19 protein-coding genes and 1 tRNA gene are annotated in these 26,751 nt (G+C 50.8%); 11 read left to right on the top strand and 9 right to left on the bottom strand.

What is annotated here, in order from left to right:
* Positions 1-7: 7 nt before the first annotated feature.
* From brxC to EPG66_RS14510, 5 genes are all read left to right on the top strand, one after another.
* On the top strand, positions 8-3,649 hold the full coding sequence (gene brxC / locus EPG66_RS14530; RefSeq protein WP_182687314.1) for a BREX system P-loop protein BrxC: 3,642 nt from the start codon (positions 8-10) through the stop codon (positions 3,647-3,649).
* A 44-nt stretch (positions 3,650-3,693) separates the two neighbouring features.
* Entirely contained in the window at positions 3,694-7,347 is a 3,654-nt protein-coding gene (pglX, locus tag EPG66_RS14525; RefSeq protein ID WP_182687312.1) for a BREX-1 system adenine-specific DNA-methyltransferase PglX, read from the top strand.
* Positions 7,348-7,543: 196 nt separating this feature from the next.
* Complete coding sequence (gene pglZ / locus EPG66_RS14520) at positions 7,544-10,141, top strand: BREX-1 system phosphatase PglZ type A (protein WP_182687310.1); 2,598 nt, start codon at positions 7,544-7,546, stop codon at positions 10,139-10,141.
* Positions 10,142-10,151: 10 nt separating this feature from the next.
* A complete protein-coding gene (gene brxL / locus EPG66_RS14515; protein ID WP_182687308.1) occupies positions 10,152-12,236 on the top strand; it encodes a protease Lon-related BREX system protein BrxL in 2,085 nt (694 codons plus the stop codon).
* Between the two features lie 39 nt (positions 12,237-12,275).
* Positions 12,276-13,367, top strand: a complete 1,092-nt coding sequence (locus EPG66_RS14510; protein ID WP_182687306.1) for a hypothetical protein — start codon at positions 12,276-12,278, stop codon at positions 13,365-13,367.
* 281 nt (positions 13,368-13,648) lie between these two features.
* Here EPG66_RS14510 and EPG66_RS14505 read toward each other — a convergent pair.
* From EPG66_RS14505 to EPG66_RS14490, 4 genes are all read right to left on the bottom strand, one after another.
* Positions 13,649-13,733 (bottom strand) — tRNA-Leu (locus tag EPG66_RS14505).
* 211 nt (positions 13,734-13,944) lie between these two features.
* The gene (locus tag EPG66_RS14500; RefSeq protein ID WP_182687355.1) at positions 13,945-14,976 is read right to left on the bottom strand and encodes a DUF1176 domain-containing protein; all 1,032 of its coding nucleotides are present in this window, start codon (positions 14,974-14,976) and stop codon (positions 13,945-13,947) included.
* Between the two features lie 219 nt (positions 14,977-15,195).
* Positions 15,196-16,191: a YsnF/AvaK domain-containing protein gene (locus EPG66_RS14495; RefSeq protein ID WP_182687304.1), complete on the bottom strand. Its 996-nt coding sequence runs from the start codon at positions 16,189-16,191 to the stop codon at positions 15,196-15,198.
* Positions 16,192-16,207: 16 nt separating this feature from the next.
* A complete protein-coding gene (locus EPG66_RS14490; protein WP_060681628.1) occupies positions 16,208-16,609 on the bottom strand; it encodes a DUF2382 domain-containing protein in 402 nt (133 codons plus the stop codon).
* Positions 16,610-17,153: 544 nt separating this feature from the next.
* Between EPG66_RS14490 and EPG66_RS14485 the strand changes: the two genes are divergently transcribed.
* The 3 genes from EPG66_RS14485 (at position 17,154) to EPG66_RS14475 (ending at position 19,123) form a co-directional block, all read left to right on the top strand.
* Positions 17,154-17,663, top strand: a complete 510-nt coding sequence (locus EPG66_RS14485) for a YjjA family protein (RefSeq protein ID WP_010251612.1) — start codon at positions 17,154-17,156, stop codon at positions 17,661-17,663.
* 131 nt (positions 17,664-17,794) lie between these two features.
* A complete protein-coding gene (locus EPG66_RS14480) occupies positions 17,795-18,430 on the top strand; it encodes a hypothetical protein (protein WP_182687302.1) in 636 nt (211 codons plus the stop codon).
* Positions 18,431-18,454: 24 nt separating this feature from the next.
* Complete coding sequence (locus tag EPG66_RS14475) at positions 18,455-19,123, top strand: MarC family NAAT transporter (RefSeq protein ID WP_031592605.1); 669 nt, start codon at positions 18,455-18,457, stop codon at positions 19,121-19,123.
* An 83-nt stretch (positions 19,124-19,206) separates the two neighbouring features.
* On the opposite strand, the gene EPG66_RS14470 is transcribed toward EPG66_RS14475, so the two are convergent.
* Positions 19,207-19,557 carry a DUF3147 family protein gene (locus EPG66_RS14470; protein ID WP_163658397.1) on the bottom strand — a complete coding sequence of 117 codons (351 nt, stop codon included), beginning with the start codon at positions 19,555-19,557 and terminating at the stop codon, positions 19,207-19,209.
* Positions 19,558-19,591: 34 nt separating this feature from the next.
* On the bottom strand, positions 19,592-19,867 hold the full coding sequence (locus tag EPG66_RS14465; protein ID WP_115758363.1) for a metal/formaldehyde-sensitive transcriptional repressor: 276 nt from the start codon (positions 19,865-19,867) through the stop codon (positions 19,592-19,594).
* Positions 19,868-20,017: 150 nt separating this feature from the next.
* Between EPG66_RS14465 and EPG66_RS14460 the strand changes: the two genes are divergently transcribed.
* The gene (locus EPG66_RS14460; protein WP_115758364.1) at positions 20,018-20,197 is read left to right on the top strand and encodes a DUF1289 domain-containing protein; all 180 of its coding nucleotides are present in this window, start codon (positions 20,018-20,020) and stop codon (positions 20,195-20,197) included.
* A 173-nt stretch (positions 20,198-20,370) separates the two neighbouring features.
* Here EPG66_RS14460 and EPG66_RS14455 read toward each other — a convergent pair whose 3' ends face one another.
* The 3 genes from EPG66_RS14455 to EPG66_RS14445 are packed head-to-tail and all read right to left on the bottom strand — an operon-like array spanning position 20,371 to position 24,172.
* Positions 20,371-21,633, bottom strand: coding sequence for a c-type cytochrome (locus EPG66_RS14455; RefSeq protein ID WP_182687300.1), 1,263 nt, complete (start codon positions 21,631-21,633; stop codon positions 20,371-20,373).
* Between the two features lie 4 nt (positions 21,634-21,637).
* Entirely contained in the window at positions 21,638-23,407 is a 1,770-nt protein-coding gene (locus EPG66_RS14450) for a GMC family oxidoreductase (protein WP_010251625.1), read from the bottom strand.
* Positions 23,408-23,443: 36 nt separating this feature from the next.
* Positions 23,444-24,172, bottom strand: coding sequence for a gluconate 2-dehydrogenase subunit 3 family protein (locus EPG66_RS14445; RefSeq protein ID WP_064704896.1), 729 nt, complete (start codon positions 24,170-24,172; stop codon positions 23,444-23,446).
* A gap of 688 nt (positions 24,173-24,860) precedes the next feature.
* Between EPG66_RS14445 and EPG66_RS14440 the strand changes: the two genes are divergently transcribed.
* The gene (locus tag EPG66_RS14440; RefSeq protein WP_182687298.1) at positions 24,861-26,432 is read left to right on the top strand and encodes an ABC transporter substrate-binding protein; all 1,572 of its coding nucleotides are present in this window, start codon (positions 24,861-24,863) and stop codon (positions 26,430-26,432) included.
* Between the two features lie 120 nt (positions 26,433-26,552).
* Positions 26,553-26,751: helicase HerA-like domain-containing protein (locus EPG66_RS23065; protein WP_246379374.1), on the top strand; the 199-nt coding region annotated here is incomplete at its 3' end.

Below are 26,751 nucleotides of genomic sequence, written 5' to 3'. Positions count from 1 at the left end.
CACAGCAATGAATATTGAACAGATCTTTGAAAAACGTCTGAACCGAAATATTAATGGCGTTGTGAAAGCCGAACAGACGGACGATGCCAGTGCCTGGATCGAGCTTGATGAATACGTCATCACTCGGGAGCTTGAAGGGCATCTTCGCCATTTCTTCGAATCTTATGTTCCGGCAACAGGTCCGGAGCGCATACGCATGGAAAACAAAATTGGCGTATGGGTGTCCGGGTTCTTTGGCTCTGGTAAATCGCACTTTATCAAGATCCTGTCATATCTGCTGTCTAACCGCAAAGTCAGCCATAACGGTACGGAACGTCATGCATACTCCTTCTTTGAAGACAAAATTAAAGATGCGCTGTTTCTGGCTGATATTAATAAAGCGGTACATCACCCGACGGAAGTGATTCTGTTCAATATTGATTCCCGCGCTAACGTGGACGACAAAGAAGACGCCATCCTTAAAGTCTTCCTGAAGGTATTTAACGAACGGGTGGGTTACTGTGCTGATTTCCCACACATCGCTCATCTTGAGCGTGAGCTGGCTAAGCGCGGACAATACGAAGCGTTCAAAACTGCATTTTCCGCTATCACTGGGTCAAGCTGGGAAAAAGAGCGCGATTCCTACTATTTCATCAGCGATGAAATGGCAGAAGCCTTAAGCCAGGCTACCGGTCAAAGCATTGACGCCTCGCGTCAGTGGATAGAGCAGCTGGACAAAAATTTCCCATTAGATATCAATAATTTTTGCCAGTGGGTCAAAGAATGGCTGGATGAAAATGGCAAAAACATCCTCTTCATGGTGGATGAAGTCGGTCAGTTCATCGGTAAAAATACGCAGATGATGTTGAAGCTACAGACTATTACTGAAAACCTGGGGGTTATCTGTGGTGGGCGCGCGTGGGTTATCGTTACCTCCCAGGCGGATATCAATGCAGCCATTGGTGGGATGAGCAGCCGGGATGGACAAGATTTCTCTAAAATCCAGGGCCGCTTCTCTACCCGTTTGCAGCTTTCAAGCTCCAACACCTCTGAAGTTATCCAAAAACGTTTGCTGGTTAAAACCGATGCCGCAAAACCGGCGCTTGCTAAAGTCTGGCAGGCAAAAGGCGACATTCTGCGTAATCAACTTGCGTTTGATCCAACAACCACAGCTTCTTTGCGCCCCTACACCAGTAAAGAAGAATTTATTGATAATTACCCGTTTGTTCCGTGGCACTACCAGATTCTGCAGAAGGTTTTTGAATCTATCCGTACGAAAGGTGCCGCCGGTAAACAGTTAGCTATGGGCGAACGCTCGCAGTTAGAAGCCTTCCAGACCGCGGCACAGCAAATCGCCCCGCAAGGTCTGGATTCTCTGGTGCCGTTCTGGCGTTTTTATGCCGCGATTGAGAGCTTCCTGGAACCGGCCGTCAGCCGCACCATTACCCAAGCCTGCCAGAATGGTATCCTTGAAGAGTTCGATGGCAACTTGCTGAAAACGCTGTTCCTCATTCGCTATGTCGACGTGCTGAAAAGCACATTAGACAACCTTGTCACCCTTTCGATAGACAAAATCGATACCGATAAAGTCGAATTACGCCGTCGCGTTGAGAAAAGCCTGAACAAGCTGGAACGGGAAATGCTGATTGCACGTGTCGAAGATAAATACGTGTTCCTGACTAACGAAGAAAAAGAGATCGAGAACGAGATTCGAAACGTTGAAGTTGATTTCTCCGCAATCAATAAAAAACTGGCTTCGATCATCTTTGATGACATTCTGAAAAACCGTAAATACCGCTATCCGGCGAATAAGCAGGACTTCGATATCAGCCGCTTCCTGAACGGGCATCCGTTAGACGGTGCAATGCTTAACGATCTGGTGGTGAAAATTCTCACGCCGAAAGATCCGAGCTATACGTTCTATAACAGCGATGCCGCCTGTCGTCCTTATACCTCAGAAGGTGATGGCTGTATTTTGATTCGGCTGTCTGATGAGGGTCGCACCTGGACAGACATTGACTTAGTCGTTCAGACCGAAAAATTCCTCAAGGACAACGCCGGGCAGCGCCCGGAACAAGCCAGCCTGCTTTCAGAAAAAGCCCGCGAGAACAGTGTTCGTGAGAAAATGCTTCGCGTACAGCTGGAGTCGCTTATTGCCGAAGCAGACATCTGGGCGATTGGCGAACGCTTGCCGAAGAAATCCTCGACGCCATCCAGCATTGTGGATGAAGCCTGTCGTTACGTGATTGAAAACACGTTCGGCAAACTAAAAATGCTGCGTCTCTATAACGGTGAAATCACCCGTGAGATTCACGAACAGCTTACGTTTGAAAATGATGCCGAACTGGATCTGGGAGATACAGAAGAGTCCAATCCCGACGCGATGCGCGAGGTGGAAACCTGGGTCAGCATGAATATCGAGTTTAATAGGCCGGTCTATTTACGCGATATTCTCAACCACTTTGCCCGCCGTCCCTATGGATGGCCAGAAGAAGAAGTGAAGCTGCTGGTTGCTCGCCTGGCACGTAAAGGCAAATTCAGCTTCAGCCAGCAAAATAATAATATCGAGCGTAAACAAGTGTGGGAGCTGTTCAATAACAGTCGTCGCCACAGCGAACTGCGTTTGCACAAAATTCGTCGTCACGACGAATCACAAATTCGCAAAGCTGCACAAACCATGGCAGAGATTGCCCAGCAGCCGTTTAGCGAACGTGAAGAACCGGCCCTGGTTGAACATATCCGCCAGGTCTTCGATGACTGGAAACAAGAACTGAATGTCTTCAGAGCAAAAGCTGAAAGTGGCAACAGTCCAGGAAAAGAAGAAATTGAGTCAGGCCTGCGCCTGCTGAATTCCATTCTGAGTGAAAAAGAAGATTTTGCCCTGATTGAGAAAGTCACCAGCCAAGTCAATGAGCTGCTGGATTTCAGCGAAGACCGCGAAGATTTAGTTGATTTCTACCGCAAGCAGTTCGCCACCTGGCAAAAGCTGGGCGCAGCGCTGAATGGCAGTTTTAAATCCAACCGCAGCGCGCTGGAAAAAGACGCCATCGCGGTAAAAGCGCTGGGTGAGCTGGAAAGCATTTGGCAGATGCCGGAGCCTTATAAACATCTCAATCGCATCACTCCGCTGATTGAACAGGTGCAGAACGTCAACCATCAGTTAGTCGAACAACTCCGCCAGCACGCCCTTGAGCGCATTGACGCCCGCATCGAAGAGAGTCGTCAACGTTTGCAGGAAGCACATGCCGCCTCGGAGCTGCAAAACAGCGTTCTGCTGCCGATGCAAAAAGCCAGAAAACGCGCCGAGGTCAGTCAATCGATGCCGGAAATTCTGGCAGAACAGCAAGAGGCGAAGGCGCTGCAAACGGATGCAGAGAAGAAGATCAACCAGTGGATCGACGAGCTGCGTAAAAAGCAGGAAGCCCAGCTACGAGTCGCGAGTGAAGTAAAACACGCTGCCGAGTCGCAACAGGCATATGTTGTGGAAGAGAAAACCGTTATCCAGCCGGTACCGAAAAAAATGCATCTGGTGAATGTTGCCAGTGAGATGCGCAAAGCCACCGGTGGTGAGGTGCTGGAAACCGCCGAGCAGGTGGAAAAAGCGCTTGATGCGCTTCGAACTGAGCTGCTGGCGGCCATTGAGGCAGGTGACCGGATTCGTCTTCAGTAACCCCATTTCAGGGCAGCGCTCTGCTGCCCTTTGCAGGATTTTCTATGAATACCAATAACATCAAAAAATATGCACCCCAAGCTCGTAACCAGTTCCGTGATGCGGTGATCCAGAAGCTAACTACGTTGGGGATTGCTACCGATAAAAAAGGCAATCTCCAGATTGCGGATGCCGAGATCGTCGGCGAAACCGTGCGCTATGGCCAGTTCGACTACCCCAAATTCACCCTCACCCGCCGCGATCGTCTGGTCAAACGCGCCCGCGAGCAGGGCTTTGACTTACTGGTTGAGCACAGTGCCTACACCTGGTTCAACCGCCTGTGCGCCATTCGTTATATGGAAATCCACGGTTATCTTGACCATGGCTTCCGCATGCTTTCTCATCCCGATAATCCGACCGGTTTCGAAGTGCTGGACCATGTGCCGGAAGTGGCGGAAGCCCTAGTGCCGGAGAAAAAGGCGCAGCTGATCGAGATGAAGCTCTCAGGTAATCAGGATGAAGCCATCTACCGTGAATTGCTGCTGGCTCAGTGCCACGCCCTGCACCGCGCGATGCCATTCCTGTTTGAAGCGGTGGATGATGAAGCCGAACTGCTGCTGCCGGATAACCTGACCCGCACCGACTCCATTCTGCGCGGTCTGGAGAACGGTATTCCGGAAAAAGACTGGGAAGATGTTGAGGTTATCGGCTGGCTGTATCAGTTCTATATCTCTGAGAAAAAAGATGCCGTTATCGGTAAGGTAGTAAAGAGCGAAGATATTCCTGCCGCCACCCAGCTGTTTACCCCAAACTGGATTGTGCAGTATCTGGTGCAGAACTCCGTCGGTCGCCAGTGGTTGCAGACCTACCCGGATTCGCCGCTGAAAGGCAAAATGGACTACTACATTGAGCCAGCAGAACAGACGCCGGAAGTGCGGGTACAGCTGGCTGCCATTACGCCTGCCAGCATTGAGCCGGAAAGCATCAAGGTGCTCGACCCGGCTTGCGGCTCAGGACATATTCTCATTGAAGCCTATAACGTACTGAAAAATATCTACGAAGAGCGCGGCTATCGCGCTCGCGATATTCCACAGATGATTCTGGGAAATAATATTTTTGGTCTTGACATTGACGATCGAGCTGCCCAGCTTTCCGGCTTTGCCTTATTAATGATGGCGCGAAAGGATGACCGCCGGATATTCACCCGCGACGTGCGCCTGAATATTGTCTCCCTGCAGGAGAGCCTGCATCTGGATATTGCTAAGCTGTGGCAGCAGCTCAACTTCCACCAGCAGAACCAAACCGGCAGCATGGGGGATATGTTTGCCGAAAATACCCCATTAGCCCATACCGACAGTGCGGAATATCAGCTGCTGATACGCACGCTGAAGCTGTTTGTGAACGCCAAAACGCTGGGCTCGCTGATTCAGGTGCCGCAGGAAGAAGAAGCAGACCTGAAGGCGTTTCTCGATGCGCTATATCGCCTGGAGCAGGAAGGGGATTTCCAGCAGAAGGCGGCGGCGAAGGCGTTTATTCCGTATATTCAGCAGGCGTGGATCTTGGCGCAGCGGTATGACGCGGTGGTGGCGAACCCTCCGTATATGGGCGGTAAAGGGATGAATGGCGAGCTGAAAGAGTTTGCAAAAAACAACTTTCCAGAAAGTAAACTTGACTTATTCTCGATGTTTATGCAACACGCATTTTCATTATTAAAGGCAGGTGGTAACAATGCTCAAATAAATATGCAGTCGTGGATGTTTCTTTCAAGTTATGCAAATTTCCGAGCTTGGCTTTTAAAGAAAAAAACATTCATCACAATGGCTCATTTGGGAACTCGTGCCTTTTCTCAAATATCAGGTGAAATAGTCCAGACAACCGCCTGGATCATATGCAACCTTGAGGCGGAAAAATATAAACCAACTATATTTCGATTAATTGGTGGGAGTGAAAATGAAAAAAGAGATGCCTTATTAGGTCGCTGCTTTCGTTTCAACAACTTTCCTCAAGAAACATTTAGTAAAATACAAGGTTCCCCAATAGCATATTGGGTTAGTCTACATACACTAAGCTCTTTTGAAAAAAACAGGCCATTAAATGAGGTAATCAAATTAAAGAAAGGAATCTGCACAGGAAACAATGAGTTATTTTTACGCCTTTGGCATGAGATTTCGATAAAGAAATTCCATCTTTCTGATGAAAATAAAAAAAATATGAAGTGGTATCCTGTAACTAAAGGTGGAAGCTTTAGAAAATGGTATGGGAATAAGGAGTATGTAATAAACTGGGAAAACAATGGCGAGAAATTAAGAGAAAGTACCAATTCTATTATAAGGAACCCTTCTTTTTATCATAGAAAAGGTTTGACGTGGAATGACATTTCAACAGGAAAATTTGCTGTGCGTTTGCAAGATGAAAAAGGTCTTTTTGAAGGGAAAGGACCAATGGCATTTTGTGACGGGAGTGAAGAATACTTTTTAGGTTTAATGAACTCGAAAGTTATAACGAATTTTTTAGAATTTTTATGCCCAGCACTAAATTTTAATATTGGCGATATATCCAGAATCCCAGCAATTATTCCGGAAAATCATTCTATAAATGACATTAATAAACTAGTGAAAAATCTAGTTGAAATATCTAAGCATGATTGGAATAACTATGAATTTTCATGGGATTTTAATCGCTCACCTCTTATTTTTAATGCAACATGCGCGCACACAAGTCTTTTGGAGAGCTTTTCTTATTACGAAAATGTTTGCAAAAAAAATACTGTAGATATGCTTAACCTTGAAAAAAATAATAACCTTGCTTTTTCCAGGGGGTATAGTGTGGAAAATGAGGTGATAGATGATACCCAAGAGAAAGATATATCTCTTTTTGGAAATCCACTTTTCCGTTATGAAGAAAGTTTAACTTATGAGGAAAGAAAGCATAGATTCAAATCTGACACAATCGCAGAGCTTATTTCTTATATTACTGGCTGCATGATGGGCCGCTACTCCCTCGATCGCGAAGGCCTCGTCTACGCCTACGAAGATAACAAAGGCTTTGCCGAACTTGTCGATGAAGGCGCATACAAAACCTTCCCAGCCGATAACGACGGTATCCTGCCGCTCATGGATGACGAGTGGTTTGACGATGACGTCACCTCTCGCGTCAAGGAGTTTGTCCGTGCCGTCTGGGGTGAGGAACATCTTCAGGAAAACCTCGAATTTATCGCCGAAAGTCTCTGTTTATACGCGATGAGTCCTAAAAAAGGCGAATCTGCGCTGGATACCATCCGTCGCTATCTTTCCACGCGGTTCTGGAAAGATCATCTGAAGATGTATAAAAAACGCCCGATCTACTGGCTATTCAGCTCCGGTAAAGAGAAAGCGTTTGAGTGCCTGGTCTATCTGCATCGCTACAATGATGCGACACTGGCGAGAATGCGTACTCAATACGTAGTGCCCCTGCTGGCGCGCTACCAAGCCAATATCGACCGCCTGAACGAACAGGTCGATGGTGCCTCCGGCGGCGAAGCCACGCGTCTGAAGCGCGATCGCGACAATCTGAGCAAAAAATTCAATGAGCTGCGCAGCTTCGACGATCGGCTGCGCCACTACGCTGATATGAGAATCAGTATTGATCTCGACGACGGCGTTAAGGTTAACTACTGTAAGTTTGGCGATCTGCTGGCGGATGTAAAAGCCATTACCGGCAATGCGCCTGAGGTGATTTAAGTTAGATAGCATATCTTTCCTACATTGCCGGGCTTCACTTCAGCTCGGCAATGATCTCAATGCGGTAAACCAGCCTCATTCTGGCATCTGTCACTCCCAGTTCATGATAAAATGCTGCTTTGTGTCAGACCGCTGAACATCCGTTCCCGACGTACTGACATCCCCGACTTAACAGAATCAACATGGGATTGTGACCTTGCAAAATCAGGAATTTATTGCCGGCCTTAAAGCAAAATTCGCCGAACACCGCATCGTTTTCTGGCACGATCCCGATAAACGTTTTCTCGAAGAGCTGGGTAACCTCGAACTGGAGAACGTCACGCTGCTTGATATGACCGACCGGTCACAGCTGGCGGTTAAAAAGCGCATCGAGATCGATGAGCCTGAACAGCAATTCCTGCTGTGGTTTCCCCACAATGTGCCCTCAAAAGAGTTAGACTGGTTGTTGGATATTCGTCTTTATAGTACGGAATTCCATGCCGATTTCGCCGCCATCACGCTGAATATGTTAGGCATTCCGCAGCTTGGACTACGCGAGCACATACAACTCCGGAAGGCATTTTTCAGCACTAAACGTCTTTCTGCCTTGAAAGGCCTAGTGACTGAGCAGGAAAACGAAGCCTCTCTTGATAAGAAGATGGTTGCAGTCATCGCTGGCGTAAAAACAGCAAAAACGGAAGAGATTCTGTTCAGCCTGATTACCCAATACGTTAATCAGCAGAAAAATGACGACAGCGAGCTGGAAAACACGCAGGCGATGCTTAAACGCCACGATCTGGACGGCATACTGTGGAAAATCCTCAATCAGGAAATGGGTTACCAGGCAACCCCCCCTTCGCTGGAAAATCTGATCCTCAAGCTATTCTGTACCGATCTTTCCGCGCAGGCTGATCCGCAAAAACGCGAATGGTTGGAAAAAAATGTGCTGACCACACCGTCAGGCAGAGCCTCCGCGCTGGCCTTTATGGTCACCTGGCGTGCCGACCGTCGCTACAAAGACGCTTATGATTATTGCGCACAACAGATGCAGGATGCGCTACTACCAGAAGACCAGTATCGTCTCAGCTCACCGTATGATTTGCACGAGTGCGAAACCACGCTGAGTATTGAACAGACCATCATTCATGCACTGGTGACGCAGCTTCAGGAAGAGAGCACCACGCTTGACCGCGAAGCCTTTAAGAAGCTTCTGTCTGAACGCCAGAGCAAATACTGGTGCCAGACGCGTCAGGAATATTACGCCATTTATGACGCGCTTCGTCAGGCTGAGCGGCTGCTGAATCTGCGTAATCATCATATTGATGGTTTCCACTATCAGGACAGCGCAACGTTCTGGAAAGCGTACTGCGAAGAGCTGTTCCGCTTTGACCAGGCCTACCGCTTATTTAACGAATACGCGCTGTTGGTTCACAGCAAAGGCGCAATGATCCTGAAAAGCCTGGATGACTATATCGAAGCGCTATATTCCAACTGGTATCTGGCAGAATTAAGCCGGAGCTGGAATAAGGTTCTGGAAGCCGAAAACCGTATGCAGGAGTGGTGTATTGCGGGCGTTCCACGGCAGCAGAACTTCTATAATGAGGTGGTTAAGCCACAGTTTAACAATCCTCAAATCAAGCGCGTGTTCGTGATTATCTCAGACGCGCTACGTTATGAAGCGGCAGAAGAGCTGGGAAACCAGATCAATACCGAGAAGCGATTTGCTGCCGAACTGCGTTCCCAGTTGGGCGTGTTACCCAGCTATACCCAGCTGGGAATGGCGGCATTACTGCCTCATGACGAGATGTGTTATCAACCGGGCAATGGCGACATCGTATATGCGGACGGGTTATCCACCTCAGGTACACCTAATCGCGATACCATTCTGAAGAAATATAAAGGGATGGCAGTAAAATCGGACGAGCTTCTGAAATGGAAAAATCAGGAAGGACGGGATCTTATTCGCGATTACGAAGTCGTTTATATCTGGCATAACACCATTGATGCCATGGGCGACGGCGCATCTACGGAGGAGAAGACCTTTGAAGCGTGCCGCAACGCGGTGGTTGAACTGAAGGATTTAGTGACCCGTGTGATTAACCGTCTGCATGGTACACGCATTATCGTCACGGCGGACCACGGTTTCCTGTTCCAGCAGCAGCCCCTTTCCGGGCAGGATAAAACCACGCTGCAGATTAAGCCAGACAATACGATTAAAAACCACAAACGCTTTATTATCGGTCATCAGCTCCCAGCCGATGATTTTTGCTGGAAAGGAAAAGTGGCGGATACTGCAGGCGTGAGCGATAGCAGCGAGTTTCTGATTCCGAAAGGGATCCAGCGTTTCCATTTCTCAGGTGGCGCGCGGTTTGTACACGGTGGAGCCATGCTTCAGGAAGTGTGCGTTCCCGTTTTGCAAGTGAAAGCCCTGCAGAAAACGGCTGCTGAAAAGCAACCTCAGCGTCGCCCGGTAGATATTGTCGCTTATCATCCAATGATCAAGCTGGTCAACAATATCGATAAGGTCAGCCTGCTGCAGACTCATCCGGTAAGCGAATTATACGAGCCACGCACTCTGACCATTTTTATCGAAGACAATGCAAAAAACGTGGTTTCCGGTAAAGAGCGGGTCTGCTTTGACAGCGATAACAACACAATGGAAAAACGCGTGCGTGACGTTACGCTGAAGCTGATTGGCGCGAATTTCAATCGTCGTAATGAATACTGGCTGATACTGGAAGATGCACAAACGGAAACGGGTTACCAGAAGTACCCTGTGATTATCGATCTGGCATTTCAGGATGATTTCTTTTAAGTGAGGCGATATGCAAACCCATCATGACTTACCCGTTCCAGCCGTCTCCGAAGGGGAACTCGTCGCAGAAGGTTACGATCTGGACGCCTTACTGAATCAGCATTTTCGTGGTCGGGTAGTGCGTAAAGATCTGACCAAGCAACTCAAGGAAGGGGCTAACGTCCCGGTCTATGTGCTGGAGTATCTGCTCGGTATGTACTGCGCTTCCGACGATGACCAGATCGTCGAGCAAGGGTTGCAGAATGTTAAGCGCATTCTGTCTGATAACTACGTTCGTCCCGATGAAGCGGAAAAAGTGAAATCACTTATTCGTGAGCGCGGTTCTTACAAGATCATCGACAAAGTGTCGGTAAAGCTCAATCAGAAAAAAGACGTTTACGAAGCCCAGCTCTCCAACCTCGGCATTAAAGATGCACTGGTTCCGCCGCAGATGGTCAAGGACAACGAAAAGCTGTTGACCGGTGGCATTTGGTGCATGATCACCGTGAACTACTTCTTTGAGGAAGGACAGAAAACGTCACCCTTCTCCCTGATGACAATTAAACCTATTCAGATGCCTAATATGGATATGGAAGAGTTGTTTACCGCACGTACGCACTTTAACCGCGACCAGTGGATTGATGTCCTGCTACGCTCCGTGGGTATGGAACCTGCCAACATTGAGCAGCGAACAAAGTGGCATCTGATTGCCCGCATGATCCCGTTTGTGGAGAACAACTATAACGTCTGCGAACTCGGGCCGCGCGGCACCGGTAAAAGCCACGTCTATAAGGAATGTTCACCGAATTCATTACTGGTTTCTGGTGGGCAAACCACAGTGGCGAACCTGTTTTACAATATGGCCAGCCGTCAGATTGGTTTGGTCGGCATGTGGGACGTGGTGGCGTTCGATGAAGTGGCAGGGATCACCTTCAAAGACAAAGACGGCGTGCAGATCATGAAGGATTACATGGCGTCAGGCTCGTTTTCCCGCGGCAGAGATTCAATTGAAGGCAAGGCATCGATGGTGTTCGTCGGCAACATCAATCAGAGCGTTGAGACATTAGTCAAAACCAGCCATCTGTTAGCTCCCTTCCCTGCCGCGATGATCGACACGGCGTTTTTCGACCGCTTCCACGCATATATACCCGGCTGGGAAATCCCGAAAATGCGCCCGGAATTCTTTACCAATCGCTACGGCCTTATCACAGATTATCTCGCCGAATACATGCGGGAAATGCGCAAACGCAGCTTCTCCGACGCGATTGATAAGTTCTATAAGCTGGGTAATAACCTCAACCAGCGCGACGTTATCGCGGTAAGGCGCACGGTTTCTGGTCTATTGAAACTTCTTCACCCCAATGGATCTTACAGCAAAGAGGACGTCCGGGTTTGCCTGACCTACGCTATGGAAGCCCGCCGTCGAGTCAAAGAACAGCTTAAAAAGCTGGGCGGGCTGGAATTCTTCGATGTGAACTTCAGCTACATCGATAACGAAACGCTGGAAGAATTTTTTGTCAGCGTACCAGAACAGGGCGGCAGCGAATTAATTCCTGCAGGTATGCCTAAACCTGGTGTGGTGCATTTGGTTACGCAAGCAGAAAGTGGCATGAAGGGTCTGTACCGCTTCGAAACTCAGATGACCGCAGGCAATGGTAAGCATAGCGTTTCCGGACTGGGATCAAGTACCTCGGCTAAGGAAGCCATCCGGGTTGGATTTGACTATTTCAAAGGCAACCTCAGCCGCGTTAGCGCAACTGCGAAATTTTCTGAACATGAGTACCACCTGCACGTAGTCGAATTACACAATACAGGACCAAGTACCGCCACCAGTCTTGCCGCGCTGATTGCGCTGTGTTCCATTTTATTGGCGAAACCCGTTCAGGAACAAATGGTCGTGTTAGGTAGCATGACGCTTGGTGGAGTGATCAACCCCGTCCAGGATCTGGCGGCTAGCTTACAACTCGCCTTTGACAGTGGCGCGAAAAAGGTCCTTCTGCCGATGTCTTCCGCAGTAGATATTCCGACTGTGCCAGCTGAGTTGTTCACTAAATTCCAGGTGAGCTTTTACTCTGAACCTGTGGATGCGGTTTATAAGGCGTTGGGTGTGAATTAATAATGAAACTATTATTTCAATAAACCAGAGAGGATACGAATGGCAAAACGATCTGAGATTAAATTCATAAGACCTTGCCTATCCAAGCATGACAACAATAAGATTTTGACTCCTGCTTATACTTTGCAGTGCTTGAAGCATAAAAAAGTTGTTCAGATAAATTTAGATAATTGCTCCTTACAAAGAATGGAGGAATTATCATCAACATCAACGCTGGAGGATGTAAAACGAGTTGGGCTATTACCGTTAGTAAATTTATTACAATCAGGAAATGTATGTTTAACCGCAATTGGTATTAATGAAATGCCTGATGTATGGGTTGAAAAATCAAGAACTGCATATCAGGATTTTTGCCGACAATTCTGGCCCGGACATATTGACGACCCCGAGGCGACTTTCAGACGTTATTCCCCAGAATCTAATAAAAAGAAAGTTGATTTCCATGAACTTTCAGCTGAAGCAAGAACTGTATACGGTTTCCATTATGTATCAATGCTTCAAATTCAAAATGTAAAGCTAAACTATCCTCACCTTACATGCGAAAAAAGATTCGAGGTATATCTTTATAGCATGATAACCTTTATTGATATTATCAGTGCATATGATTTGGAAATAGCAAAATATGCTTTTTGGGATCTTGATTCGAATACTATCAACCAGTTACCTGAGAGTATCCATACGCGCCGAAAATATATAAAAGAGAATTTTTATAAAAATGGAAGTAGTCTTGACAAATGTCGTTGGTATGCCTTCGATGCTGCGATGGATTTACACTGGCTTACGGGGGCCAATTTTTCAGAGGATATAGGCTCATTCATCACTTTAAATGGTGTAAAGTTTGAAACGGAACATTGGGTTGGAACAAATGATAAAAAGTTATATTACATCTCACAAGATATTCATCATATTTACTTTGAAGGTTCAACGATGAAAGCGTTAAGTTCCGCTCGAGAAATTGAGATGACTGCATTCCAATACTGGCAAAGTGTTGATAGTATTTCAGAGTCCGTTCTTTTATTCCGTAAAAAATCCACAAAAGAAATAAGTCAAAATATTACAAAGTTGATAGATTTAGCTGTAGAAAAAATTGAAAAGGATTTACAGGATTTCTTCTTAAAGAAAGTCAAATGAATTCATTAGTATCGGAATAATTTTTTTCATTTCATTCTAATTTTTATCAATCAGCAATCCTTATTTATTGGTTTTTTAAATTTTTAATAAACACATCATATATTCTTTGATCAACTATCAGTTGATCAATACAACGTAATGTTGTTAATTTCGTGATCAGTAATCGGAGATTGGTTAAATCACCTTGATTAGGATTGAGTAAAAAAGCGTTGAAGGACTTGAACAACGCGGAATCCCAGACACAAAAAAAGCCGCCCTTGAGCGACTTTAATTTCCATACCTGGTGCCGAAGGCCGGAATCGAACCGGCACGCCTCGCGGCGGTTGATTTTGAATCAACTGCGTCTACCGATTTCGCCACTTCGGCACTGAAGGGTATGCGGAAAACGTTGAGGATTATACCGTTACCCCCTGTTTCCGCAACCCTTATCCGCAGGCAGTGGTGCAACTGCTGAAAAAACCGTCTTTTGGGTTCTCCGGGACACTGCGTGACATCCTTGTCAGAAATTCTTCACTCACCCTCGCCCGCCGTAAAGCAGTCGCTTCAGAACTCATGTTTCATTAGCAAAACAATAGCTCTAACCCGAAACAGCCTTCACGTCCGTTACCAGCGTAGGCAGATCCCAGGTGCCGCCCGCATGGATATAACGACACATGCCGGTCCCGCCCTCATAGCTTTTGCGGAAAGCCTGACCATCCCATACCCAGCTTTCCTGACTCATGCAGTCACCAATCCCCCGGCCTTTCTGCACACTGGTAATCTCGCCCTTGTCGTAATCCGACCCGGAAATGGTCACCAGCTCAGGCTTGCCTTTTAGCTGGTTATCAATGACCCAGTAGCCATATCCTTCGTTATAAGCCGCTCGCCAGCAGAGCGCCGAAAGCAAGGCGTGGCTGTCATCCAGTGGCGTAAGAGTCAGTCCGTCGGTTTCCGGATCGCTGTTTTCTGCAGGTGAATACAGGCTGTCGCACGTGTCATCGTCATTATGATTGACCGTTGCAAGCAGTCGGGTTTTCAGCGCGTCGATTTCTGGTGCGGTCAGCAAACGGGGTTCGCCGCTGAGGGTTTTTGCCGCCTGAATAACCGGTGCGGGCACAGCCTTAGCCACGCTGCTTTCTGGTTTATTGCCCTTTTTGGTGAGCGCGCCTGGCGTGCCGATACGGCCCTGCACATCGTCCGCTTTCAGCAACACGGCATAAGCGCCTTCGCCAGAAAGCAGGAAAGGCTTTGTACCGCCTTTAAATTCGACTTTACCGCTGCCTTTGACGGCGCTGATTACCGCAGCGGTCTGGCTGGCCGAAAGCCGCCAGTTGTCATCAGCCGCCACCAGATCGCCAGCTGATTTTCCGTTGATCCACAGCGTCAGTTTTTCCGCCGGTTTGCTGTCATCTTCGGTGTCGCCCAGCGTCACCTCTCCCACTGTCTCCGTTGCAGGTCCAGCGGCACGGGTGAGCAGGATAGAGCCGGAGGGGTCCTCTTCTTTGGCATAACCCGCAATACGGCAGGTCATGGTGTTATCACAGACAACTTCCCAGTCTTTGTGCTCAAGCGTTTTTCCGCTCTGGGCGGCCTGAGCCGACAGGGAGAACACCGCCAGTACGAAAAGCATCGGTTTACAGTTCACTTTATTCCCTCAGGTTTTATTTCTGCCCGGCCTGCGCAGATATTTCCTGATTATACCGAAGAAGATATAACGCCGTTGTCCGTTTTTACTGCCCCCCCAACGCAAAAGAGCCAACCTCTCGGTTGGCCCCTTCTTGCATCTTGCATGCTCAGCATCGGGCATCAGCGGTGCCCATTAGCGCCTGTTGTTGTCAGGATAAGCGCCTCAATGCGAGTGATCGTGCAGTTTGTTTCCGACCTTATCCTTCACTTCGCTGGCTTTCTCACTCACCTTCTCAGTCAGGCTCTCTTTGTGGTCACGGTTATGTGCACCTGGTGACTGTGTGCCTGCTGCTGCGGTCGCAGGTTTTACCCCTGCGGTTGTACCCGGCAGTTCGCGCTCCAGACCACCTTGTGCATGGTCGATATCCACTTCCTGACGACGCACCGTGTCGTTAATCGTCTCGGTACGATCGCTGCCGTCGGTACGGACCACCACTTCTTCTTTCACGTGGGTCGTTTTGTTGATTACCGGCTGCTCATGCGTCTCAGCAACTTCTACGGTTTTCTCGGACCAGTCCACTTCACCAGCCAGCGCGGGTTCATTCACCGAACGGCGGAAGATGTCGGCGTGCTGCTCATGCAGCGAGATATCTTCAGATACGGTATCGGTCACGGTATAGCGGCGAACACGAGTAGAGCCTTCACTCACCAGACGTTTACCCACTTCCACCTGCTCTTCGGCGAGACGCAGAATGTCAGCTTCGCTCTCATCACCGGTCAGTGAGGTTCGTCGCGGTTCAACCTGGCGGTCATTAGTCTCACCGGCAAACTGCTTGCCTGCCGTCGTCGGGTTGATACCCGGCGCGGTGGTGCCATTCTCAACCGAGCTTTGCATACGTGACGGAACGTCCACCGAGTCATGAGAATGGAGAATGGTCATGGCGCGAGCCAGCTTCTCCTCCTCAGTACGGATGGTCAGCACTACGCCGCCCTTGTCCATCGCTCTGGTGTAAACATCGGCCTGCTCTTTATCAACTGAGTGACCAAACAGACGCTGCCAGATGCTCGGATGGCGGATAGAGTGTCCTTCCTCCTGCAAACGTTCTCCACTGATAAGACTGATGTCCCGATCAGAAAAGCCTGCTTTCACGAGATTTCTTTTCGCGGCCTCTGCCTGATTTGCAGAATCGAACAGTGTTACGATTTTTTCATGTGCCATGATAGGTTCCTCTCTGTTAGCTAATTTGATCGTCATCTCTTTCAACGTTCACCTGCTGCTCACGTCGGGTCACCACCTCCTGAAAAGGAACATTCTCCTGCACTTTTCGGATGTGGATCTCCTCTTTAAGCACCAGCTTTCTGACGATTTGGATTTCTTCCTCTACTACCGGGACAATCAGTACACCGTTCTCTTCCCTGATTTCGGGCATCGTTTCAACGGGTTGCGCTTTCGCTACATGCTCAACCTCAACCTTCTCCCGGTTAAGCAGTGTACTGATGACCTCGTCATGCTCAGTTGTGGAACGGGTAACACGGACATGTCCATCCACAATCTTTTGCTTCGTCAGGGCTATTTTCTCTTCAGCGAGTTTAAGCGTGACCTCTGCATTATTATTGTGCTCTGGCTGTCCAGCCATAATATCGCCCCCGTTAAATTAAATATCTGCCACAACTGCCTGACACAGTGATTAAGCATGAACATTCTGGCTTATTTCGCAAGCCGGAATAATAAAAAACTCCGCTAACTCAATTTAATTACGGCACAGAAAATCGCATCAAAAACCAGCGGCACGGCTTAAATCACCGCTACGCTAAAAATAAGAAACAATTAAAATACATGAAGTTATATTAATATGATTTCGCAGGTAAATATTACCAAGCCAGACGCAAGCGCTTAGAAAACACGCTATAAGCAAAGCGGTAACTTTAATTTAAACCAGGACGATTCCTGATAAATACCGTGAGAATATTAAATAATATTTCCACGGAACGTGCTTATTACTGCCTTCAGCAAATCACTTCACACAATAATAACACCCACAAGCATCTGAATATTTTATTGCTCCTGTTACAGAAGATTCCCAAAGTGCTATTTAAGACGCTTTTTATAAAAGGAAGTCAGGAACTTTCTGCCCGTCAGCCTTTCTTAGGAAAACTGAATAAGCACATACCGAGGTTGAAATGAAGCAAGCACAACGCAGTGCGTGGGGATGGGGACTGGCGGCACTTCTGGTCGCAGGCAGTGCATCAGCGGCAAGCTGGCAGGATCAGCTGAGCAGTGCAGCATCGCAGCTTAGCCAGCAGAACAACGGCAGCACCACCGGCACCACGCAGCAGAATGGCGGCATGTCGCTTTCTACTATTACCAGCATGCTGGGTGGCGGCGATAAAGCGGTCAGCGCCAACAGCATGACCAACGCCGCTGGTGTGATGCAGTACTGCGTCGAACATAACGTGGTGAAAAACAATGTGCAGTCGGTAAAAGATCAGGTGCTGAGCAAGCTCGGTCTAAACACCACCACTGCGCAGGAACAGAAAACCGATTACACCCAGGGCGTGGCCGGTCTGCTGAATACCGGTAACGGCCAGCAGTTGAATCTGCAAAGCCTGAGCAACTCGCCGATGGGTGAGAAGCTGAAAACCAAAGCCTGTGACGTAGTGCTGAAGCAGGGCAAAAACTTTATCTCCTGATCTCCTTCCCTTCTCTCTCCCCTCTCTGCTCTGAGGGGAGCGTTAAACGCCCCCATGCTGTGATGCCTGACATTCCCTTAACCTGGGGTTGAGCGCTATAGTGTTGTTTTGATTTCTACAGGACAGCACGCATGAAAGGCATCAACATCGCACTTTACTTCGACCCCGATCAGATTCAGGCCTGCGTTCACGAACAGGACGACAGCTATGTCACCAAAAAATTCGAGTATGACGATGGCGTGATTGAAGAGATCTACCAGTGGCTGGAGCAGTACGAACCCAAACGTACCCACATCTGCGTGATTGAAAACGAAACTGCCGAGCTGCTGGCCGATGAACTGGTCGACAGCGGTTTTCGCGTCCATCAGGTCACCATGCATCAGTTGCTGAGCTGGTTCGCTACCGAGCCGCCTTCCACGCCAGACGGCACGCCAATGCGCGCCATGCTGCGTTTCCTGGAAGATGAACATCCGCGTGAATATGAGTCGCGCACGCCGCAGACCGAAGCGCTGATGGAGATGTTCGACGAGCTGGACGCGCTGGAGATGGTGGAAGACGCCGACGACGAAGACGCGCTGCCAGGCGATCTGCTGCGCGCTATGAAGAAGCACAAAATCACCGCCAGCGCCGCGGCCCAGCGTCTGCTGCCGGACATCAACGAGCGTATCCGTGAACATCTGATGCAGTATCCCGAACTGATGACGCCTGAAATCCTGCAGGACTTCTTCCCGGAACTGCTTGAGGCGCTGGAGCGTCCGAAGCACTAATCACCACGGAAAAGGCGATTTGTCATGCTGGAGTTAATTAAAGCAGTCAGTCTGGGGCTGGTGGTGATCCTGCCGCTCGCCAATCCACTCACCACCGTGGCGCTGTTCCTGGGGCTGGCGGGTGAGATGAACTTCCAGGAGCGCAACCGACAGGCGCGCCAGGCTTCCATCTATGTCTTCGCCATTATGATGGTGGCGTGGTACGCGGGCAGCGCGGTGCTGAATACCTTCGGCATCTCCATTCCTGGCCTGCGCATGGCGGGGGGGCTGATCGTTGCTTTTATCGGTTTTCGGATGCTGTTCCCGGCTAAACCTGCGGGCCACTCTGTCGAAGCAAAGCAGAAACTGGATGAGCTGGATGGGGCCAAAGAGCCGGTAAATATCGCCTTTGTGCCGCTGGCGATGCCAAGCACGGCCGGGCCAGGAACTATTGCGATGATCATCTCCTCTGCCTCGACGGTAAGAAGCGGCGTCGATTTTCCGGCCTGGGTGGTAAGCGTCGCGCCGGTGCTGACCTTCCTGCTGGTGAGCCTGATTCTGTGGATTTCACTGCGCAGTTCGGGTGCCATCATGAAGCTGGTGGGTAAAAGCGGCATTGAGGCGATATCGCGCCTGATGGGATTTTTACTGGTCTGTATGGGCGTGCAGTTTATCATTAACGGCGTGCTGGAAGTGGTGCGCACCTTTCACTGATCCCGCGTCCCTCCGCGCCGTCCGGTTTTACGGACTGGCGGTGCGGTGGGATGCTTATCTCGCCGCAACGCCACTGCACAGGCTTACATCAGCGTAATACCAAACCGCTTCAGCAGCAGCGCCCACAGAATAAAAAGCACAATGGTGAGAACGCAACAGAGGCCCAGCGTAATCCAGAAACCGGTGCGCTGATAAAGCATTGGAAACAGAATAAACATTGGCAGCGTCGGCACTACATACCAGAAGGTATACCAGGCGTGAGCAGCGATTTTTTCCTGAGCCTGCCCTTCCAGTTTCATCCAGATCAGCACCAGCACGGTGACCAGTGGCAACGCCGCCAGCAGGCCACCCAGTCGATCGCTGCGCTTTGCCGTTTCAGAGATCAGCACCACCATAAAGGCGGTGATAGCATATTTTGAGAAGAGCCAGAGCATGATATTCCCGTCAGGTCGCCGTGGGCAGGATTGCCTACTTCAGATAAGAGCGAATAACCGTTACGATCTCTTCCAAATCCTCACTCCGCGCCTGTGGAGTGGCATCGTCCTTCATCAGATGCTCACGGATGTGACCCTCCAGCAGCTCACTCATCAGGCCATTAATGGCACCGCGCATCGCCGCCACCTGCTGCAGCACCTTCAGGCACGACTCCTCTGACGCCAGAGCCGTCTCCAGCGATGCCGCCTGCCCTTTAATCCGCCGTACACGGTTAAGCAGACTTTTCTGGTTCTTTGACGTATGGGACATTGCGACGCTCCGCTGAAGCAGGTTGTATACTGGGGGGGAGTATATTGAGAGAATAGTACGGCGCTTTTTCTCCGGCTGCAACATGGCGCGCGCAGAAACTCAGTCTCTGATGCCGCTATTACTCACCCTTACCCGATTCAGGAGGCTTTTATGGCAGTGAAATCACCCTGCATTGACCTGTGCGTATTTGACGGCAAAACAGGCTGGTGTGAAGGATGCGGACGCACCCGTCAGGAGACGCAGGCCTGGCGTAAGCTTTCTCCTTATCACCGTAAAGAGACGGAACGTGCGCTTCCGCTACGCCTGAAAACCCTTCACAACAAAAAGTAAGTCCGGGTCTGCGAGGTCAGTGCCCTTTATGGCTGGCAGGATGTGAACGGGCTGACGCGGTGTCAGCCCGTTCACAGATTGAGGCAGGTTTTATGAGGCACAGAAACAATGCTGATTGACCACCTTATCCCTCATGAAAACAGGCACGGAGTGGATCGTGCCTGTGCTTCCGATTACTTCAGCGTTTTACGCACTTCAGCAACCTGATCTTTGCTCACCGCTGGCGCGGTGTTGCTCCAGCCCTGGCGAATAAAGGTCGCCAGCTGCGCCACCTCTTCATCACTCAGACGCTGACCAAAGCCTGGCATCGCCAGTTTCGACGGGGCCTTAGCGGTGGAAGGCTGCTGTGCGCCCGCCAGGATGGTGTGGATCAATCCGGTTGGATCTTTGGCATTGACGATCGTCGCCTGATCCAGTTCCGGGAAGATCCCCGGGGCGCCTTTGCCGGTCACGAAGTGACAGGCACCGCAGTTATCCAGATAAAGACGCTCGCCTTCGCTCAGGTTCTTCGCGGCAGTGAGTTTCGCTTCCGTTGCCTGCTGCGCCTGCACGTTGTACGCCTGCAATGGCGGGTTGCCGCCCAGGAACTTCAGGTAGGCCGCGATGGCTTTCAGATCGGCGTCGGTCATGTGTGAGCTGCTGTGCTCAATCACCGAGGTCATCTCGCCGCCCACCGCCGCTTTATCGTTACGGCCGGTCTGCAGGTAGTCCACCACTTCCTGCTCGCTCCAGCGCGGCAGGCCACGCAGTGACGGCACATCCCAGTTATTCAGGCTGCCGCCTGCCAGGAATGTATCGTCACCGCTATCCAGCGCTTTCTCGTTCATGCCCAGACCGCGCGGCGTATGGCAGCTGCCGCAGTGGCCCAGACTCTCCACGATATAGGCACCGCGGTTAACCTCTTCAGAAGCTCCACCAATCGGCTGGAACGGCTTATCCGAGGCGAACGCCCAGTTCCAGAAACGCATGCCCCAGCGCTGGCTGAACGGGAAGCTCAGATCGGTTTCCGGCGGCTGTTCTGCGCTTGGCTGCACGCCTTTCATGAAGTAGACGTAAAGCGCGTGAATGTCGGCATCACTGATTTTGGCGTAATCAGGATAAGGCATCGCCGGATAGAGATGCGAACCGTCCGGTAATACCCCTTTGCGTACCGCGTCCGAGAACTGCTGCTCGCTGTAGTTGCCAATACCGTGCTGCTTATCGGGCGTGATGTTGGTGGAGAAGATGGTGCCAAGGTTCGACTCAATCGCCAGCCCGCCTGAATAGTCAGGCTTGCCAGGCAGTGAGTGACACGCCATGCAGTCGCCCAGCCGCGAGAGATATTCGCCCTGCTTAATCAGTTGCGCTTCATCTTCGGCGTGAACCGGCAGCGCAAATCCGCTGGCTAACAGCACCGCGTTGGCAAAGATAAAAGATTTCAGTTTCAGCTTATTCATGCGCTTATGCCTGTACCAGTGGGCCGGGATTTTTCAGATACTGATCTTTGATCGCCTGTGCCGCCATCAGGGTGATCGCACCGATGGTATCGGTCGGGTTTGCCTGGAAGTTCTGCGGGAAAGCGTTGCCGCCCGGCACAAAGACGTTATGCACGTCCCAGCTCTGCAGATACTTATTCAGCGCCGAGGTTTTCGGGTTATCGCCCATTACGGCCCCACCCACGTTGTGGGTAGAGACATATTTGGTCAGATCGAAATCCGCGCCCATTGGCAGGAAGCTCATGCTCATGCTGTCAGGGTTCAGCTCTTTCGCGATATTGCCGACGATGCCTTTCAGGTGCTGCTGCAGCTTCAGCTCATTCTCTTTCCAGTTGAAGGTCATGCGCAGCAGTGGCAGGCCACGGTGATCGTTGTAGTTCGGATCGAGATCCAGATAGATATCGCGGTAAGACTGACAGGTCGTGGTGATGCTGATCTTCATTGAATGACCGTACCACTCCTCCAGACCTTCCTTGTATCCCATGCCCCAGGTCGGCGTGCCTTTTGGCAGCGCGGTGCTGATCGGCGTACCGGTCGCCTGTGAGCTGTGGATCTTCGCGCCGCCGAGGAAGCCGAGTGATGGACCGTCGAAATTGCCTGGCGAGATATCGTTAAACATCTGGCCGGTCGCGCCCGCCGTGGCATACGGATTGAAGTTTTTATCTTTGAAGAACAGCGTCGCGCCGCCGTTGGACAGGAACGCGTAGTTACGCCCTACCACACCCTCTTCGGTAATCGGGTTGTAAGGCTTGCCGATGCCGGAGAGCAGCATCAGACGCACGTTGTAGAGCTGGAAGCTGCTCAGCACCACGATTTTCGCTGGCTGGAAGCACTCGTTGCCCTGCGCATCGATGTAGATCACGCCTTTCGCGGTTTTCTTATCATCGTTCAGTACGACCTTGATCACTTCCGCATTCACTTCATAGGAGAAGTTCGGCATACGCTTCAGTGAATCCATTACGGCGGTCTGCGGCGACGCTTTGGAGTAGTTCAGGCAGGGATATTTACTGCAGTAGCCGCAGTAGTTGCACGGCGCGATCTGGTTGCCGTACGGGTTCTTCCACGCACGCGACACACAGGCCGACGGGTTCGGGAACGGATGGTAACCGAGTTTGGTCGCCACCTCTTTGAACATCACGTTGTTCAGTGTGTCATCCAGCGCAGGCAGCGGATAAGGCTCAGAACGCGGGCCTTCAAACGGATCGCCGCCTTCCAGGATTTTGCCGCGCAGGTTGCCGGTGTTGCCCGACTGGCCGCAAATCAGTTCGAATTTATAGTAGTAAGGCTCGATCTCTTCCCAGCTGAACGGGAAGTCCATCACCCGCATATCATCCTGCAGAATGCCCGGCTTGTAAGCCTCGTCGACATAGGTCTTCAGTTTGATATCGGTTGGTGTCGGACGGATCAGTACTGCGGTCCAGTGCAGGCCGGAACCGCCTACGCCGGTGCCCGGTGCAAACGCACCCCATTTACGGGTTGGCAATGCCGTCTGGCTGCTGTTGTAGCGCACGGTGACCGCCACTTCGGCGGGGGTGGCAAACACTTTATTGCGCACCGCATAGGCGTATTCATCCGCCGGTTTCGGGTAGGCGAACTCGTCATAATCGCGATCGCCGCCGCGCTCAAGGGCGCGCACGTCCAGACCTGCCAGTGCCAGCTCGATGCTCATCAGCGAGCCTGCCCAGCCGAGGCCGCAGACCACGACGTCGACTTCTTTTTTAGTAACCTGTGCCATGATAATCCTGTTTCAAATACCTGATGTGGACGCGCCCTACGCGCGTTCGCCCTTCACACTGACCGGACCCAGCGGATAAGGAACGTTGTGCTGTTTCACCCATTCGGTGAAGCTGGCACGCGCGCCGGGGAAGCCGATGGCGATCCAGGCTTTCATGCCTTTATTACCGCCGTACATCGGGTCAGCAAGGTAGCCATGCTTGGTATCGGAAAGCAGCTGGCTGAAGAAATGCGCAGGCTTAAGATCGGCTTCGCCCAGTGCGGCAAAGTCGATCTCGTTTTTGTTTACCTGGGTCAGTACCGCATCTTTCTCTTCCAGCGTCAGCGCATGAAACGCTTTCTGATGGGTGTTCTGCGACCACTGATTAATCAGCCGGATACCGGTCTGATACATCTGCTGTGGGCGGAACGGGATCTGGTAACCCATGGTTGCGGGCGCCTGCGTATTGAACGGCCCCTGCAGGTAGATTTCGCTGCCAAACGCTTCGCTGTGCAGCTGCTGATCGATAAAGATCGGCACGTTAGTTTCCAGCGCGCCCGGCGCTTTGCCTTTGCCGCCTGCCGGAATCAAACGGTCAGTGGCGGCCAGGATAAACTGCCACTCATCGGCACTAAAAAAGATCGGTTTGTAATCGGCTAACTCCGGTGCGGCCATCTCTGCCGCCTGTGCCGCAGTAATGCCTTTGAAGACCAGTTCACTTAATGGCAACGCCAGCAGTGAACCGAGCAAAAATTTACGCCTGGTGGTGGGTTTTTCTAAAAGCATATCCGCACGACTCTCATCTGCTAAATACCCGCTTTATTTGTTATGAAGCTGAAAGGCTGAGTGCAGGCGGAAAACTCCCCGCAGAGATTAACGCACGCGGCACAGACGACGGCAGAACAGACAAGGGCAGGTAGAATTATGGTTCGGTGACTAACGGAACTTATCGGTTAATAACCTGGCAATCTTAGGGATATAGATATGTCTGAATGTAAAAATTGAATTTAAGATGTGTCTTAGTGAAAGTTTATCATGGTGTTGCGAAAGGGTTGCGGAGAGGTAAAAGATTTACAGCGCAAAAATAGGGGGTAAAACCGCATAAACATCGGGTATTTAACTCTTTTAACGCAGGAATGAAGGATATTATTTTCGCCCTGTCATCATCACGCCAAATAACCGATAAAAAAATATCATACTTCCATACAAGAGAATCATTCTCATCGTTAACACTATAGTGACTTTGATAGTCATACAATCAGACTGTGCGCAATTTGTGATCGGCTGAGTAAAACCGGCTTTATTCCGCCCGCTGTAAATGACAATGAAATAATGACTGACCGTCATTATCTTATTTTGTCTCTTTGCCTGAATGACTACGCTAATAATTGTGCAAAGCTCATAAGAAACCCGCATTTGGAGATTATCCGGCGCCCGATAGAGTAGAGCTATCAACGACTCAGGATAACTCTCCATGCGAAAAACACTCTTGTCACTGTTAACGGCTCTGGCACTGGTTCACCCGGCACACGCCGCCACGCCTGCCGACACGCTGGTCGTCGCCGTTCCGCTTGATGGCATCATCAGTTTCGATCCGGCTGAAAGTTTTGAGACCGTCAGCAACAGTAGCCTGCGCAATATCTATCAGACGCTGCTGGAGCCGGATCATCAGAATCCGCAGCAGCTCTCGCCGCTGGCGGCCACGCGCTGGCAGCCAGGCAAAACGCCTCACAGCCTGGTGTTTGATCTTAATCCGCAGGCCCGCTTCGCCAGTGGTCATCCCGTGACCGCACAGGATGTGGTCTTCTCATTAACCCGCGCGGTAAAACTCAATAAAGCGCCCTCTTTTATTCTGGGTGAATTTGGCTGGACGCCAGAAAACATCGATCAACAGTTCACGGTGATCAACGACCACCAGCTTGAGCTGCGCTGGCCAGCGGAGATCGGCAGCGATCTGGCGTTGCGCCTGCTGACCGCGCCGGTCTCCTCCATCGTCGACAGCAAACTGGCGCAAGAGCACGCCAGCAACAACGATTACGGCAATAGCTGGCTGAAGGTGCACTCCGCCGGCAGCGCCGCCTATGCCATCAAACAGTTTGTGCCGCTACAGGCGCTGGTGCTGGAGGCCAATCCCCACAGCAGCCAGAAGCCGCATCTGAAACGGGTATTGCTGAAAGGTGTGGCCGATCCGGGCAGCCGCCGTCTGCTGATCCAGCAGGGCGATGTGGATGTCGCCTATCAGCTCGGCCCGGATCAGATTGCCGCGCTGAAGAACACCGCCAATGTGCGTATTGATGCCTTCCCTTCCAGCCTGGTTTACTACCTGGGCTTTAACACCCAAAGCCCGCAGCAACCGGCGCTGGGGAATCCGGCGCTGTGGCAGGCGGCACGCTGGCTGGTTGACTATGACAGCCTGGCGAACCAGCTGCTGAAAGGTCAGTACCGCATTCATCAAAGCTTCCTGCCGGACGGCTTCGATGGTGCGCTGAACACGACACCGTTCCATTACGATCTGAAAAAGGCGCAGGCGATACTGCAAAAAGGCGGCATCAAACCTGGCACCCATATCGCGCTGACGGTGGTGAACCAGCCACCTTACATTGATGTAGCGCAGGCACTACAGGCCAGCTTTGCCAAAGCGGATGTGCAGCTTGATATCCAGCCGGTGGCGGAATCGGAGCTGTGGAGCAAAATGCGCAGCCGGGACTTTCAGGCCATCTTTACTTACTGGGGCGCGGACTACATCGATCCCAATACCAATGCCAGCACCTTTGCCTATAACGTGCCGGGCGGCGGCAAAACCCTGGCGTGGCGCGTCGGCTGGACGATTCCGGAGCTGAGTGCACAGACCCGCGCTGCCGCCGGAGAGAGCGATGCGGTGAAACGTCGCAACCTCTACACCGGGCTGCAAACCCGCATCCAGCAGGATTCGCCGTTTGTCATGCTGTTGCAGGGCGCAACCCAGGTGGCGGTGCGCAGCAACCTCAGTCACCTGCAGCAGGGCATCGGGGTCAGCCTGCTCAATTTTGAAGAGGTGCAGAAGTAAACCACTGTTGCTGGCCGCTGCTCCCCGGGCAGCGGCCTTTTTTTGGTGAATAGTTCTCCTCCTGTGCCGCTCCGGCTTGCTATCCTTCAGGCATAACCCAATGCCTGAGAGTGGAAAATCATGACTTCCCCGCTACTGATTGCCCGTACGCCAGACGTCGAACTTCATCTGTTGCCGCAAATGGCCAACCGCCACGGCCTGATCACCGGCGCGACCGGCACCGGTAAAACCGTTACGCTGCAGAAACTGGCTGAATCGTTCTCCGCCAGCGGCGTGCCGGTCTTTATGGCTGACGTTAAAGGCGATTTGACCGGCGTGG

It is taken from the genome of Pantoea pleuroti, from assembly GCF_014156615.1.
Classification (GTDB): Bacteria; Pseudomonadota; Gammaproteobacteria; order Enterobacterales; family Enterobacteriaceae; genus Pantoea; species Pantoea agglomerans.
The sequence above is the reverse complement of the archived record's forward strand: the minus strand, read 5'-3'. Positions and strand labels throughout refer to the sequence as shown.